This window comes from Streptomyces sp. SPB162 (genome assembly GCF_029504575.1).
In the GTDB taxonomy this organism is placed as follows: Bacteria; Actinomycetota; Actinomycetes; order Streptomycetales; family Streptomycetaceae; genus Actinacidiphila.
Map to the genome: position 1 here is coordinate 103,664 of NZ_JAQFII010000001.1, position 13,862 is coordinate 117,525.

At 70.8% G+C, this 13,862-nt stretch carries 12 protein-coding genes and 1 pseudogene; 3 read left to right on the top strand and 10 right to left on the bottom strand.

The annotated features are described in order from the left end of the window. Nucleotides 1–533: 533 nt before the first annotated feature. Nucleotides 534–1,496, bottom strand: a pseudogene (locus M2266_RS00510) (galactosylceramidase); the annotation flags it as partial. A 233-nt stretch (nt 1,497–1,729) separates the two neighbouring features. Here M2266_RS00510 and M2266_RS00515 point away from each other — a divergent pair. The 3 genes from M2266_RS00515 (at nt 1,730) to M2266_RS00525 (ending at nt 4,790) form a co-directional block, all read left to right on the top strand. After that, on the top strand, nt 1,730–2,422 hold the full coding sequence (locus M2266_RS00515) for a TetR/AcrR family transcriptional regulator (RefSeq protein WP_277436253.1): 693 nt from the start codon (nt 1,730–1,732) through the stop codon (nt 2,420–2,422). A gap of 53 nt (nt 2,423–2,475) precedes the next feature. Continuing rightward, on the top strand, nt 2,476–3,645 hold the full coding sequence (locus tag M2266_RS00520) for an NAD(P)/FAD-dependent oxidoreductase (RefSeq protein ID WP_277436254.1): 1,170 nt from the start codon (nt 2,476–2,478) through the stop codon (nt 3,643–3,645). A 251-nt stretch (nt 3,646–3,896) separates the two neighbouring features. After that, a complete protein-coding gene (locus tag M2266_RS00525; RefSeq protein WP_277436255.1) occupies nt 3,897–4,790 on the top strand; it encodes a helix-turn-helix transcriptional regulator in 894 nt (297 codons plus the stop codon). 20 nt (nt 4,791–4,810) lie between these two features. Here the strand turns inward: M2266_RS00525 and M2266_RS00530 are convergent, their stop codons facing one another. The 9 genes from M2266_RS00530 to M2266_RS00570 all read right to left on the bottom strand — a co-directional run bounded on the left by M2266_RS00530 (nt 4,811) and on the right by M2266_RS00570 (nt 13,669). Continuing rightward, entirely contained in the window at nt 4,811–5,290 is a 480-nt protein-coding gene (locus tag M2266_RS00530) for an NUDIX hydrolase (RefSeq protein WP_277436256.1), read from the bottom strand. Between the two features lie 14 nt (nt 5,291–5,304). Next, entirely contained in the window at nt 5,305–6,576 is a 1,272-nt protein-coding gene (locus tag M2266_RS00535) for an MAB_1171c family putative transporter (protein ID WP_277436257.1), read from the bottom strand. Continuing rightward, nucleotides 6,573–7,160, bottom strand: a complete 588-nt coding sequence (locus M2266_RS00540; RefSeq protein ID WP_277436258.1) for a hypothetical protein — start codon at nt 7,158–7,160, stop codon at nt 6,573–6,575. Before M2266_RS00540 ends, M2266_RS00535 begins: the two co-directional genes overlap by 4 nt. Before the next feature lie 178 nt (nt 7,161–7,338). Continuing rightward, nucleotides 7,339–8,649 (bottom strand): alpha-glucosidase/alpha-galactosidase, encoded by a 1,311-nt coding sequence (locus M2266_RS00545; RefSeq protein ID WP_277436259.1) that lies wholly within the window; start codon nt 8,647–8,649, stop codon nt 7,339–7,341. Beyond that, nucleotides 8,646–9,602, bottom strand: a complete 957-nt coding sequence (locus M2266_RS00550; protein WP_277436260.1) for a carbohydrate kinase family protein — start codon at nt 9,600–9,602, stop codon at nt 8,646–8,648. The genes M2266_RS00545 and M2266_RS00550 overlap by 4 nt, the downstream gene beginning before the upstream one ends. Before the next feature lie 71 nt (nt 9,603–9,673). Continuing rightward, the gene (locus M2266_RS00555) at nt 9,674–10,567 is read right to left on the bottom strand and encodes a carbohydrate ABC transporter permease (protein WP_277436261.1); all 894 of its coding nucleotides are present in this window, start codon (nt 10,565–10,567) and stop codon (nt 9,674–9,676) included. After that, a complete protein-coding gene (locus M2266_RS00560) occupies nt 10,564–11,514 on the bottom strand; it encodes a sugar ABC transporter permease (RefSeq protein WP_277436262.1) in 951 nt (316 codons plus the stop codon). Before M2266_RS00560 ends, M2266_RS00555 begins: the two co-directional genes overlap by 4 nt. 9 nt (nt 11,515–11,523) lie before the next feature. Further along, nucleotides 11,524–12,855, bottom strand: coding sequence for an ABC transporter substrate-binding protein (locus M2266_RS00565; RefSeq protein ID WP_277436263.1), 1,332 nt, complete (start codon nt 12,853–12,855; stop codon nt 11,524–11,526). 55 nt (nt 12,856–12,910) lie between these two features. Next, nucleotides 12,911–13,669 carry an endo alpha-1,4 polygalactosaminidase gene (locus M2266_RS00570; RefSeq protein ID WP_277441017.1) on the bottom strand — a complete coding sequence of 253 codons (759 nt, stop codon included), beginning with the start codon at nt 13,667–13,669 and terminating at the stop codon, nt 12,911–12,913. Nucleotides 13,670–13,862: the final 193 nt, after the last annotated feature.

The following is a 13,862-nucleotide window of genomic DNA, read 5'->3' on the forward strand; positions in this document are numbered from 1 at the left end:
CCGGCGCAGGGCTGGACCTCGAAGGAGCCTTGCATGTCGGAGAGGTACCGCGCCTCGGCGCCGTTGCCGTAGCCGTCGAAGGTGTCACCGTACGGCAGCGCCAGCGCGTGCGCGGCCGGCGCGGTCGCGGTGCCCTTGCCCTGGCCGCCCAGGGTGCTCACCGTGTAGACGTAACCCGGCTGCATGGTCAGCGAGTACGACCCGTTGTTCGGCGTGATGTCCTGGGTGTGCACGAACGAGGTGGCGGAGCCCGGGTTGTTGACGTTGGTGGCCCATACGTGGACGGTGCCGGTGGACAGGCCGCCCTTGACGGTGAAGTTCACGGTCTGCGAGGAGCCCGAGGTCGTGGTCTCGAGGATCGTGGAGTAGTCCGCGCCGGTGTTCGACTTCACGGTCACATAGGTGCCGTTGGACTCGGTACCGCCGAGGTATCCCGAGGCGGAGTCGATGAACTTCCAGCCGGGCCTGGTGAACTGGGTGACCTGGGCGGTCGCCCACGTGCTGGCCCCGATGGCGTAGTTGCCCGACCACGGGGAGGCCGCGGTGGCCAGACCAACGGTGTTGTACGGCAGGTTGGGGTAGATCGCCGCGAGCAGCGGCCAGTTGAAGTAACTGGTCATCTTCGCGTCGATGTACCCCCGGGTGATGGCGCGGATGAGCGCCGGCGCTCCGGTGTTCATATCCTGCGAACCGTTCTCACTGTCCCACAGCGGCTTTCCGTTGTTCTTCGCCGCCGTCGTGCTGGAGCAGGTGTGCGCGTTGCCGCCGTCACCGCCTTCGCACGAGTAGTGCGCGCCGATGATCGAGACGGCGTTGTTGAACGCGGCGTTGTTCGCCATGTCGTCGGCGACGCCCCAACCGCTGTCGTCGGCGACCAGCTGGACACCGGCGTAGCCGTGCGCGTTGAGCGCGGAGCGCAACTGGACGAACCAGTTGGCGTCGTGCCCGCGCTCGTTCCATCCGCCGAGGTACTTGACGGTCAGGTTGTGCTGCTTGGCGCAGTCCAGCCAGGAGATCAGGTAGCTGACGGTGTCGGTGGACCAGAATCCGCCGTTGATCCATCCCGGGGCGGCCCAGGCCAGGCCGTACAGCCCGATGGCGGGGTTGCGTGCCGCGGCCTGTTCGGCCAGCCAGAACTCGTACCCGGCGTCGCAGTTGACAGTGCCGCGGGAGTGCTCGATCGACGGCTCCGACCCGTCGGTGGAGTTCGCGTCACCGCCGATCTCCACTTTCAGCAACTGCAGGTTCGCCCCGTAGCCCGGCTTGAACAGGTAGTCCAGGATCTGCGACTGCTGCGCGGCCGGATAGTCGGTCAGCAACCGTGAGTTGCCCCCTCCGCCGCTGATCGCGCCGATGCCGTCGAATGTCCGGCCGCCCTGAGTGCCGTCCACGCTGATCGACGTGGTCGCGGCCTGGGCCGGCACGCTGCCCATCGCCAGGACGGAAGCCAACAGGGCCAGCACCCATAAGGGTGCGAGTCTCCGGAGATGTCTCATGACTGATGCCCTTCTGGGGGAAAAGGCGTTCACGGGGCTGTTCGCTGCCTTCTGACAACGTTGTCAGAGCGGCTTCGTCATCGCGGCTGCGAGGCACAGCAAAGGGGAGTATCGAACAGCTGTCAACACAAACGACCGAAACTGCGACCACATGCAAACAGGTCGTCGAGCGAGAGTGCGTGTCGACACCGAACGAACTTGTTCGCTACGAACATGTTCGCTACAGTGGTCAGGTGACCCCGCGAACCCCAACCCCCCGCAGCCGCCGTGAGCGGCCCGCCAAGCCCGCCCTCTCCTACGAAGGCATCGTGGAGACCGCGGTCCGCCTGATGGAGGACGAAGGGCTGCAACGCGTCACGATGCGGCGCCTCGCCCAGGAGCTCGACACCGGTCCGGCCTCCCTCTACGTGTACGTGGCCAACACGGCCGAACTGCACGCGGCGATCCTGGACGAACTGCTGGGCTCCGTCGACCTCTCGCCCGCCACCGGCGACGGTGACTGGCGCGATCGACTGACGCAGGTACTCACCACGTACACCCTCGTGCTCTTCGAGAACTCCGCCCTCGCCCACTCCGCCCTGGTCGCCCGGCCTTCGGGACCCAACTACCTGGCCCTGGTCGAGGCCGTCCTGGCCCTGCTGCACGCAGGCCGGGTGCCCGGCCCGCAGGCCGCCTGGGGCGTGGACGTGCTGCTTCAGGTGGCCACCGCGAGCGCCGCCGAACACTCGACCCGGGCTGACGCGGTCGACTCCACGGACGAGCACGAAGCCCTTGTCACCGCGCTGCGCGACGCCTCCCCCAGCACGCATCCGCACACCGCCTCCCTGGCCCGGGACCTCGTCTCCGGAACCCCAGGACAGCGCCTCGACTGGATCTTCCACGCCGTCATCAACGGCATCCTCACCACCGCGCGCACCACGTCCTGAAACGCGCCCACCCTCCCGGCGCCACCACGTGCCCACAGGAAGAGAGCTCTCCCATGAACGCCTCCACCCACCACCCCATCGCCATCATCGGCGCCGGCCTGGGCGGCCTCACCCTTGCCCGCGTCCTGCACGTCAACGGCATCGAGTCGGTCGTCTTCGACCTCGACGCCTCCTCCCACGCCCGTGTCCAGGGCGGCATGCTCGACATCCACGAGGAGACCGGACAGGCCGCGCTGCACGCCGCGCGCCTGCACGAAGCGTTCCTCGCCAAGATCCATCCCGGCGGCGAATCCACCCGCGTCTACGACAAGGACGCCGTCCTGTTGCACGACGAGTCGGACGACTCCGCCGACAACGGCGAGAGCACCCACAGCCGGCCGGAGATCGACCGCGGGGACCTGCGCGATCTGCTGCTCGGTGCCCTCCCGGAGGGCACCGTCCGCTGGAACGCCAAGGTCACCTCGGTCCGTTCACTGGGGACGGGACGGCACGAGGTCACCCTCGCCGACGGAACCCTGTTCACCACGGACCTGCTCATCGGAGCCGACGGCGCGTGGTCCCGCACCCGGCGCCTGCTCTCCGACGCGACCCCCGCCTACACCGGGGTCTCCTTCGTCGAGGCGGACCTGCAGGACGCCGACTCCCGCCACGCGGACGCCGCGCGGCTGATGGGCGGAGGCATGTTCTTCGCGCTGGGCGACCACAAGGCCGTTCTCGGCCATCGCGAAACGGATGGCAGCCTGCACGTCTACGTAGCGCTGCGTGCCGCCGAGGAGTGGCTGTCGACCATCGACTTCACGGACACGGCCGCCGCCAAGGGAGCCGTCCTGGAGCACTTCGCCGACTGGGCACCCGCGCTGCGCGGCCTGGTGGCCGACGCGGACGGTCCACTGATCCCTCGGCTGATCCACGCCCTGCCCATCGGCCACAGCTGGAAGCGGGTGCCGGGAGTGACCCTGCTCGGCGACGCGGCGCACCTGATGTCGCCGTTCGCGGGTGAGGGGGCCAACCTCGCCATGATCGACGGTGCGGACCTGGGACGCTGCCTGGCCGCGCACCCGGACGACGTCGAGACGGCGCTCACCTCGTACGAGGACATCCTCTTCCCCCGCGGCGAGGTGACGGCCCGGCAGTCCGCGGAGGGCCTCGACCTGATCTTCGGCGATCGCGCCGCGCAGGCCCTGGTGGACATGTTCACCTCGGCCGACCACCGGACGACCTGAGCACCACGGGCCGGCCGTGACGCCGCGCGCGCAGACGGCACCCACCTGGTGACGACCCCCGTACGTCACCAGGTGGGTAGCTTGGTGTGCTGTGCTGTGTCGCGAACGCGGTGCCGCGTGGGCGGGCCCGACGGGCTTCGCGGACGCTCCCGCCCCCCAGTTCGCCGAATCGAAGTTAGCTTGTTTCAACGAACGGATCAAGTGGCTAAGGTCTTCCTATTACGACAGACCAGCAGTCGGAGAGCAGCTGAATGCCTTCTCGTCACTTCGACGGCCGCCGCGTCCGCGCGGTGCGCCGTGCTGCCGACCTGACCCAAAGTCAGGTCGCGAAGGCGCTCGGCATCGCCGACCCGACCGTTGCCAGTTGGGAGACCGGACAGTCCTGCCCGGACGGGGACAGGCTGCCCGCGCTGGCGGCCGCCCTCGGAGCGGATCTGGACGCCCTGTTCCCTCGTGAGGGATGGCCCGATCTCGCCGATCTGCGGTGCGACGCCGGATACTCCCAGTACCAGACCAAGGACGTCCTGGGGACCAAGAGCGCTGGGCCCGTCGCCAACGCCGAGCGGGGCGTGCGCCGCCTGCGGGCGGCCTACGCGGAGGCTCTGGCCGATGCGTACGGGGTGGGTGTCGAGGAACTGCTGGCGGCGCAGGAGCGGTCCTTCGGCAACGACGCGCCCCTCCCCCCGACGCCGCCGGATGAGCGCCGCCGCGACCCGCGCACCCTGTCCGAGAAGATCGCCTTCATGGTCGAGCACACGTACCAGGGCGGGCAGACACCGCCGGCCGACGTGGAGATCGCGCGGGTCGTCAACGCCCAGGCGGGCGGCACCGTGGTCTCCGAGAGCGACGTGCACGACCTGCGCACCGGCGCCCGCACGGACGCGTCACCGCAGATCCTGGCCGGTCTCGCGGCGGCCTACCACGCTCCGCCGCAGTTCTTCCGGCCAGACGACGAAGCCGTGCGTGAGCTGGCCGCCAACCTGGAGTTGATCGCGTCGTTCCGCCGCGGCGAAGTCGGCACCATGGCGACGCGCGGCGGCGGGGGCGCGCTGAACACCCGGCTGGTGTCCTTCCTCAACGACCTGCTGGACGACATCGAGGACGGCAAGCTGCCGGGCGTGGGAACCGACGCCGATCTGGACTGACGCGCGCGACGCGGGTCCGGTCAGACGGTGATCTCCAGGTACTCCACGCCACCCCCGGCACGGGCGCGCAACGCGCTCTGCAGGAGGCCGAGCAGGTGCGGCGGGGCGACCGCCGGATCGATGTGGTCGGTGGCGAAGAAGGCGTGCTCGCTGAGCTCGCTCTCCTGCACCGTGATCGCCGCCTGCTGCCCGGCGCTGAGCTCGCCGCCGTCGAAGACGTACATCACCTGCTCACCGCGGCCGGGGACCGTGATCCAGGCGGTGGCGAGTAGCGGCCCGAGTTCCACGTCGATGCCGAGTTCCTCCCGGCCCTCCCGCACCGCGGCGATCGCGGGCGTCTCGCCCTGCTCGACATGGCCGCCCGGCAGGTTCCAGAACGGCTTGTAGGTCGGGTTCACGAACAGGGCGCGCCCGTGTTCGTCGAAGCACAGCAGGCCGGCGGAGACGGTGGGGCGGGCGTTGTTGTCGGTCATATCGGTGCTGTTCACGCTTTCTCTCATGGCAGGGGCGATCCTTACACGGTCGCGTTGCTCGACAGCAGGGCTCGGGCGGCCTCCGGGTCGGTGCGGTCGTAGGCGGCCCGGGTCCGCACGAACCGCTCCACCTGGACGTCGAAGTCGTCGTCGGCGGGAGGCACGTCGACCGGAGCGCTGTGCGCCGCCGTACCGGCGGCCATGGCGACCAGCGCGCTCCTGATCCAGTAGGCGTCGGCGACGGCCCGGGCCTCGTCCTCGGCGTGGCCCTGCCGGTCGGCGAGTGCCGTGGCCCGCGCGTACAGGCCCGGTGTCGCGTAGTGGCTCAACGTGCGCTGCACATCGCTGATCTCGGTGATGTAGCGCTCCAGCCGCAGGGCGGGCGGCGGCGAGAGCTTCCTGAGGTCCCGCGCCCGGTTCAGGCGCGCGGAGAAGCGGTGGCCGGGCAGCAGGTCGCTGGGCGCGCGCAGGATGACCGGGGGGACGGCGAGGGCCAGTTCGCGCCACAGGGGGTACAGGGCGGTGAGCGCCCGATTCGCCTTTCGGCGGTCGACGAGGGCCTGGGTGGCCGGGGCGATCGCGCCCACGGCCCACAGCAGGAACACCAGGTAGAGCATGGCGTCCGTCACGTCCTCCTGCACGGTGATGAAGTGCGCGGAGACGGTGTGGACCGTGATGAGCGCGCAGTAGGCGGTGCGCACGACGGCGTACAGCACGGCCAGGGCCATCGCGACGGCCATCATCGTCAGGCCGATCCTGAGCGTCCAGCGCCGCGCCCGGCGGGCGGAGCCGCCCCACTGGTAGGCGCAGACCGCGGCGGCCGCGGCCGTGTAGAGGTAGAACAGGCCCATGTAGAGCGCCAGTCCCACCTCTCCGGCGTGGCGGGCCATGAAGTACGGGCTCTCGGTGTGCGTGCGGTCCAGGACGAGGAAGAAGACCGCGGCCATGGTGAGCACGGTGGCCAGCGACGCGCGGGTCGCGACGCGGTGCACGGTCGCGGTGACGCGCACCCGTCGCAGGGCGGCGCCGTCGGACGCGGCCACGTCGCCGTCGACGGCGGTGACGTAGCGGAGCAGCACGCAGATGCCGGCGATGGCGATGACGTGCTTGAGCAGCGTCGCGAGGTCGACGACGCCCAGGTGGTCGATGACGGCCCTGCCCAGGCCGGTGCGGAGCAGCCACGCGACGGCGAGCGCCGCGAAGGCGCCCCACAGCGACCGTTCCCGGGACCGCCCGCGCAGCGCGGCCGGTATCCGCCACACCGCGTGGAAGAGCAGTAGGGCGATGATGGCGTAGGCGATGACGTCCGTCATGAGGGGGCACCTTCTTGCGGCTTCGTGCGGCGGGGGCCCGCGATGGGCCGCGACAGGCTTTCGTCGAGATTGCGCAGCGTCACATCGCCGGTGATCCGGGCGTGACGGGTCTCGTGGTGCAGGAGATCGGCCAGTGTCTCGGCTCGGGCCTCGGCATGGGTGGCATAGCCGCTGCGGGCCAGGACCTGGCCGGTGGCGAGCAACCTGTCGATCATCTCGGGGGGCATGCCGGGGAAGAGCAGCGCGAGTTGTCCCTTCTCCGCGCCGGATCCGTCCTCGCACCACAGATGACACAACTCATGGAAGATGATCTTTTTGCGGTGGAACTTCGTCGTCCCCTGGACGTGCAGGATCAGGTCCAGGGGACGCTGACGGTGCTTCACCCACAGGCCGCAGGCGCCGGTCTGACCCGGAACGTCGGCGGGCAACTCGACCAGGCGGATCCGGCGGCCCCGCTCGGCTTCTATGTTCCTGATGAACCCGGCCATGGTGAAGGGGTCGGGCACCGGCATGTCGCGCAGGATGCGGCGGCACTCCCGGCGCAGTGCGCCCGGCGCCATGGGATCGCGGCGCTGCCACCACATGGCTGCTCCTCCTCGCGGGCGCCGTGGGCAGGAGTGGTCGGCCCCTGTCGGCGGGCTCGCTCGGGTCGCAGCGGCCGTCGGGTTCGCGTGTTCGAGCAGTAACGGTACGCCACCCCGCGGACACCCGTGCACCGCCCGTCCCCTCGGCGCCGCGGACCTGCGCCCCCGCAGCCCCCCGTCAGTGGCCCAGGGTCGCGCGCAAGGACGGTTGCAGCAGGTCGGCGTGGGCGCGCACCATGTCGTCACACAGGTCCCAGATGCGTTCGACGGGCAGGGCCGCGGCGGTGGCCGGGTCGGTCATGGCGGCCTGCCGGATGTGGCGCGGCTCGTCGTGCAGTGCGGCGCGGACGACGAGATCGTTCATGCTCAGGTACGTGCGGTTGAGTGCGGCGCACTGGGCGGGCAGCGGGCCGACGCGGGTGGGCTGGACGCCCAGCGCGTCCACGAGGCACGGCACTTCGACGGTGCCGTCCGACGGCAGGTTGTCGATCAGGCCGTGGTTGGGCACGTTGCCGTACACGGTGCGCGGTGTACCGGTGATGATGCTGTGGATGATCTGCGGGGCGTACTCCATGCTCCCCTCGACGGGCAGCGGGGCTCCGGTGGCCAGCGCGGCGCGGGTCCTCGCGTACTCGGCGGCGTTCGCGTCGACGATGTCCAGGTACGCGCCGACCGGCAGCCGCAGCCGTTCGATCTCCTCGGCGTGGTGCAGGTACCACGGGACGTACTCGGCGGAGTGCTCGCTGGTCTCGGTCGGGTAGTAGCCCAGCCGCCGGTACATGTCCACGCGGACCCGGCGGCGCAGTTGCGCGTCGTCGGCGATCAGGGCGTCCAGCCGGGGGTACAGATCGGTGCCGTCGTGCTCGAAACGCAGCACCCAGGCCTGGTGGTTGACACCGGCGGCGCGGTACGAGACCTCCTCGTACTCCACGCCCAGCAGGTCGGACAGGTCGCGCATGGTCCAGTACACCGAGTGGCACAGGCCCACGACACGGGTCAGGCCGGTGGCCTGGGTGAGGTATTGGACATTCATGGCCATGGGGTTGGTGTAGTTCAGCAGCCAGGCGTCGGGGCAGAGCTCCTTGATGTCCTGGCCCAGTGACGCGAGCAGGGGGAAGGTGCGCAGCGCGCGGAAGATGCCGCCGACGCCGAGGGTGTCGCCGATGGTCTGGCGCACGCCGTAGGAGGCGGGGACGGCGAAGTCGGTGCGGGTCGACTCACCCATGCCGACCTGCACGATGTTGATGACGAAGTCGGCGCCGTCGAGGGCCGCCCGCCGGTCGGCGTGGACGGTGATGCGCGGGGCGGCTCCGCGTTCGCCGGCGATGTGGCGGGCGGCCCCGTGGGCGGTGGCCAGGCGGTCGGCGTCGATGTCGTGCAGCGCGATGTGCGCGTCCTTGAGTTCGGGAAAGGCGAACAGGTCCGCCAGCAATCCCTGGGTGAAGACGACGCTTCCGGCACCGATGAACGCGATCTTGCAGGTGGTCATGCGGGGTTCTCTCCATTGCGGGTGATGGCTGCCAGGGCTTCGTCCCAGGTCGGTTGGGCGGTGGTGCCGCCGTGGCCCCGCGTCGACAGGGCGCCGCAGGCGGCCGCGAAGTCGAGGGCGGCGGCGGCCGGAAGGCCGGCCAGGACGGCGGCGACGTAGCCGGCGTCGAAGCTGTCGCCCGCGCCCACGGTGTCCCGGGGGGTGACCGGGGTTCCGGCGGATCGCAGCAGGGTGCGGCCGTCGTGGGCGAGAGCGCCGTTGGCGCCGTCCTTCACCACCACCAGGGGTCCGCGCGAGGCGAGGCGTGCGGCGGCGGCGTCCAGGGTGGCCGCCTCGGGGCCGGCCAGGGCTCGGGCCTCCCGGGCGTTGGGCAGCAGGATGTCGGTGGCGGCCAGTACCGCGTCCAGGCCGGGGCGCGTCCAGTGCCCGGCGGGGTCGTCGTTGGTGTCCAGCGAGGTGGTGGCGCCGTGCTCGCGTGCGGTGCGCAGCAGATCGGGCAGGGCGTCGGCGAGTCGGGGCAGCAGGAAGTACGAGGCGGCGTGCACGTGCCGGCAGTCGGCGAGCAGCGCGGAGGGGATGTCGTCGCCGCCGGTGGCGGCCAGGGTGCCGGGGGCGGTGAGGATCGCCCGGTCGCCACCGCGGGTGATCACCGTCGTGAGCGGGGTGGGCAGCTCCGGGTCGAGGCGCAGGGCGTCGGTGTCGACGCCCCGGGAGGCCAGGGACGCCCGCACGAAGCGTCCGGCGTCGTCGTCCCCGATCCGTCCGGCGAAGGCGACCCTCAGCCCCAGCCGGGCCGCGCCGCACGCCATGATGGCGGCGGAGCCGCCCAGGGTGAGCAGGCCGGTGGTGACGAGTTGTTCGCGCTGACCGAAGGCCAGGGGGGCGTCGAGCGGGCCGAGGATCACGTCGGGGTTGGCGTCCCCGATGACGAGCAGGTCGAAGGTGTCGGGCATGTGGCTTCCTGTGGTCGCGGAAAGGTGTGCGCGCGCCGGATCGGCGGGCGGCCGGTGGCCGGTGGCCGGGGTCAGCCCTTCAGGCCGCTGGAGGTGATGGAGGTGATGAAGGACCGCTGTGCGCAGAGGAACGCCAGCAGGACCGGGAGCACGGTGATGACGTTGCCCGCCATGACCGCCGCCCACTGCGTGTGGTGCTGGCCCTGGAAGGTCGTCAGTCCCAGCTGCAGGGTGTAGTGGGTGTCGTGGTTGATGGCGATCAGCGGCCAGGACAGGTCGTTCCAGGTGGACAGGAACGTCAGGACGGCCACCGTGCTCAGTGCGGGGCGGGACAGCGGCAGGACGATCAGGAACAGCACCTTCAGCCGGGAGCAGCCGTCGATCCACGCCGCTTCCTCCAGCTCCCGGGGCAAGGACAGGAAGAACTGCCGCAGCAGGAACACCGCGAAGGGGGTGACCAGGGACGGGACGACCAGGGCCCCCAAGGTGTCGATCAGGCCCAGGCGCTTCATCACGAGGAAGGTGGGGATCATGGTCAGTTGGAACGGGATCGCCATCGTCGCGAGCATCAGCGACAGCAGGGTGCGGGAACCGGCGAACCGCATGCGGGCGAACGCGTAGCCGCCGAGTGAGCCGAACAGCAGATTGGACAGGACCGCGACCGTCGAGACGATGAGCGAGTTGGCGAACCAGCGGGGGAACATGGCGTTGCCCAGCACGTAGCGGTAGCCGCCCAGGTCGATGTGGGAGGGCCACAGGGCCGGCGGGAACCGGTTGATCTCCGCGTTGCTCATCACGGAGCTGAGCAGCAGCCAGATCAGCGGGATCGCGAAGAGCGCGGCCAGCGGGGCGAGCAGCAGGTGCCAGGCGCTGAACGGCAGCCGCACCCGGGAGCGGCGTGCGGGGCGCGGCACCGCCTCGTGCGGGTGCCCGGTGGCGGCGGGGAGGGTGGAGGTCGCGGTCATCGGGAGGCTCCTTGCAGGCGGGCGGGCCCGCGGCGCCGGATCACGTGCCGTGCGGCGGTGGCCAGGAACAGTGCGAGGGCCAGAACGTAGGCGGCCGCCGCACCGTAGCCGGCGGTGAAGTTCTTGAAGGCCTGCTCCCAGATGAAGTAGACGATCACGGTGGTGGAGCCGAGCGGTCCGCCCTTGGTCGTCACGTACACCAGGTCGAAGACCTGCAGGGCGTTGATGGTCTGCCACAGCAGCAGGAAGACGTTGACCGGCGTGAGCGTGGGCAGGACGACGTGGCGCAGCAGGTGCCGGCGGCCGGCGCCGTCCAGCCGGGCCGCTTCGAGCAGGGACGGCGGGACGTCCTGCAGGGCGGCGAGGTAGACCACCACGCAGAACCCGGTGCCGCTCCACAGCGAGATCGCGACGAGCACGAGCAGGGCCTGGCCGGGGTCGGTGAGGAACCCCTGGGAGGAGATGCCCAGCGCGTGCAGGGCGGAGTTGGCGGCGCCGAACTGCGGGTCGAGGATGAAGGAGAACAGCACGCCCTGGGCCGTGGCCGAGATGACGAACGGTACGAAGATCAGGGTGCGGTACAGGCCGACGAGCCGGATGCGCCGGTTCAGGACCAGCGCCAGCGTCAGGCCCAGACCGATGCTCAGCGGGACGTACAGCGCGGTGTACACCACGGTGTTGCGTACCGCCTGGCTGAAGTGCGGGTCGTGCCGCAGTGCCCGGTAGTTGTCCAGACCGACCCAGCGGCTGGGGGTGACCAGGTCGTCCGCCTGGAAGGACAGCAGCAGCGACCAGGCGACGGGGACGATGCTCAGCCCGAGGATGACCAGGACCGAGGGCGAGATGAACGCCCAGGCGGTCGCGGACTCGCGCAGGCGTCCGCGGCGGCGCGGGCGCGGCGTGCGGACGGCGTCGGAGAGCGTGAGGGGGGCGGGTAGACGGGTCATGCGGGCTCCTCAACGCGGGATGAGCAGGGCGGCGTTGGCCTGGTCCGCGCAGCGGCGCAGGGCGGCTTCGGGACTGCTCCTGCCGAGCAGCACGGCCACGACGGCTTCTCCCAGTGCCTCGGATATCTGCGGATAGGCGGGGTGCGCGGGCCGGACCCGCGCGGACTCCAGGGCGTGGGTGAACACCGGCAGGCCGTTGGTCCTGGCGGCCTGCGCCCGCCACTCGGGCAGGCTCTGGGTGCTCCGGCTCAGCGGCAGGCTGCCGGCCTGGACGTCCCAGCTCACGTCCTGGCGCGGCTGCATGAGCCAGCTCACGAAGGTGCGGGCGGCCCGCACCCGGGCTGTGCCGTTGTCGAACACCGTCCAGGTGTCGGGCCCGGAGATGGTCATCGGGCGGCGGCTGTAGCTGGGCAGCGGCACGACGTGGTGGTCGATGTCCGCCTGGGCGATGTCGGGCAGTTGCCACGGGCCGGTGGCGACCATGGCCATCCGACCGGAGGCGAAGACCTGGTACATCTGCTCACTGCCGGGTTTGGGGTCGATGTACACGCTCCGGTCGCGGGCGAGTGCCCGTACGGTCTCCAGGGCGCGGACCCCGGCGTCGGCGAACCCGATGCCGTGCCCGTCCGCGGCGATGACCTCACCGCCCAGGTCCCACACCATCGGCCACAGGCGCCACACGGTGTCCTCGTCGCCCACGCCGGGCCACCCGGTGCCGAACACGCCGCGCCCCGGGTCGGTCAGTCGCTTGGCGGTCTCCTGGAACTCCTGCCAGGTCCACCCCGGTTCGGGCAGCGGCACGCCCGCGTCGTGGAAGAGCTTCTTGTTGCACACCACGGCGAGCGCGTCCAGCAGTGCGGGAGCCGCCCGCACGCGCCCGTTGACCGTGACCGCCTCGCGGGCCGGCGCCCAGTAGTCGGTCCAGGGGACGGGGCCGGAGCGGACGGTGTCGGTCAGGTCCACCACCTGGGGGCTGCGGGCGATACCGGCGAGGTCGGAGCCGAAGACGTAGGCCACGTCCGGGTACGACCCGGAAGCGAGCGCCGCGGTCACCTTCTGCAGCATCACGTCGGCCAGGACCCCGCCGCCGAAATCGACGCGGATGCCCGGATGGGTGCGGTGAAACTCCTTCACCAGCGCCTCGATCGCCGCCCGGCCGGTATCCGTCTGGCCGTGCCACAGTTCGATCGTGACGCGCCCGTCGGGTCCGACGCCGTCGTCGGACCCGACGCCGCATCCGGGCAGCAGCGCAGCGGCCGCGGCGCCGAACGCCGCACCGCTGCCGCGCCGCAGGACGTTGCGACGCGACGGCCGGGCGGGACGGTGAGGGCCGAGCGCCATCGATACCTCCAGAAGCCGGAAGAGCGAGCGGGTGGGGCGACGGGTCGCGCGACGGTCAGCAGGTCTGGCGGACGTATCCGCTGCTGCCGGCGGGCGAGACGTCCACGTCGCGGCGCACGATGCTCAACTGGCCGCCCCATCCGGCGCAGGCCTTGCTCAGGCCCTTCTTCGTGTACTCGATGACGATCACGTTGCTGCCGAACGCGGCGGTGTAGTCCCCGCATTCGGAGTAGGCGCCGCACTCCTCGGCGACGGCGAAGTCCAGTCCGATCTGGGCGCGCGAGCCTGCCAGTTCCGCGGTGTTCTTCTGCGCGATGGCCAGCCCCCGGGCGTGGGAGCGCGCGGCCAGCAACGTCATGTAGGACTTGGCGGCGCCGACGCTGAGCAGTCCCTTGGAGCGGGTGTAGCTGTCGTAGTTGTCGGGCTCGACGCCCTGGAAACCCTTGTTCGCGCACCCGTCGATCCAGCCGCCGACCTTCGTGGCGACGCGCTGCCGCTTGTCGGCGGTCCTCAGGTCGAGCAGTGCCTCGCCCCACCCGTCGTCGTAGACGACTTTGCCGCTGCCGTCGCGCAGCAGCAGGTCGGAATCCCACTGACCTTCCGCGCCCGGCTGGACCTGGAAGGCGTTGACGTAGCAGATGTTGTACAGCCCGGCCGCGGGGGACGCCTCATGGTCGCGGGTGACGACCCGCACTCCGGCCGGCGGGGTGTAGGCCGCGCCGATCTGGTAGTCGAATCCCGCGTGGGCCGGCGGCGGGGACACCGAGGCGGGCGCACCGGCGGCTTCGGGAGCCGTCAACAGTGGAGTGATCATCGCGGCGGCCGCGGCCGTGAGCGCGGCGAGATACCAGCGGGAAGGGAGGCGGGTGATGCGCATCATCGGGCTCCAGATGATGGGAGGGTACGTCCCCGCCTCGGACGCTGACAGCGATCCTGGCGACTTTGTCCGGGCTCTCGGCTCGTGGGCCGTCTACCGGCTAGGCGTACCTCTGGCGCCGAATACTCCG

What these genes read in the sequence shown, in the direction of transcription:
- M2266_RS00520 (WP_277436254.1), top strand. Translation starts at nt 2,476, where the DNA reads ATGAACGCCTCCACCCACCACCCCATCGCCATCATCGGCGCCGGCCTG.
- M2266_RS00525 (WP_277436255.1), top strand. Translation starts at nt 3,897, where the DNA reads ATGCCTTCTCGTCACTTCGACGGCCGCCGCGTCCGCGCGGTGCGCCGT.
- M2266_RS00530 (WP_277436256.1), bottom strand. Translation starts at nt 5,290, where the DNA reads ATGAGAGAAAGCGTGAACAGCACCGATATGACCGACAACAACGCCCGC.
- M2266_RS00535 (WP_277436257.1), bottom strand. Translation starts at nt 6,576, where the DNA reads ATGACGGACGTCATCGCCTACGCCATCATCGCCCTACTGCTCTTCCAC.
- M2266_RS00540 (WP_277436258.1), bottom strand. Translation starts at nt 7,160, where the DNA reads ATGTGGTGGCAGCGCCGCGATCCCATGGCGCCGGGCGCACTGCGCCGG.
- M2266_RS00545 (WP_277436259.1), bottom strand. Translation starts at nt 8,649, where the DNA reads ATGACCACCTGCAAGATCGCGTTCATCGGTGCCGGAAGCGTCGTCTTC.
- M2266_RS00550 (WP_277436260.1), bottom strand. Translation starts at nt 9,602, where the DNA reads ATGCCCGACACCTTCGACCTGCTCGTCATCGGGGACGCCAACCCCGAC.
- M2266_RS00555 (WP_277436261.1), bottom strand. Translation starts at nt 10,567, where the DNA reads ATGACCGCGACCTCCACCCTCCCCGCCGCCACCGGGCACCCGCACGAG.
- M2266_RS00560 (WP_277436262.1), bottom strand. Translation starts at nt 11,514, where the DNA reads ATGACCCGTCTACCCGCCCCCCTCACGCTCTCCGACGCCGTCCGCACG.
- M2266_RS00565 (WP_277436263.1), bottom strand. Translation starts at nt 12,855, where the DNA reads ATGGCGCTCGGCCCTCACCGTCCCGCCCGGCCGTCGCGTCGCAACGTC.
- M2266_RS00570 (WP_277441017.1), bottom strand. Translation starts at nt 13,669, where the DNA reads ATGATCACTCCACTGTTGACGGCTCCCGAAGCCGCCGGTGCGCCCGCC.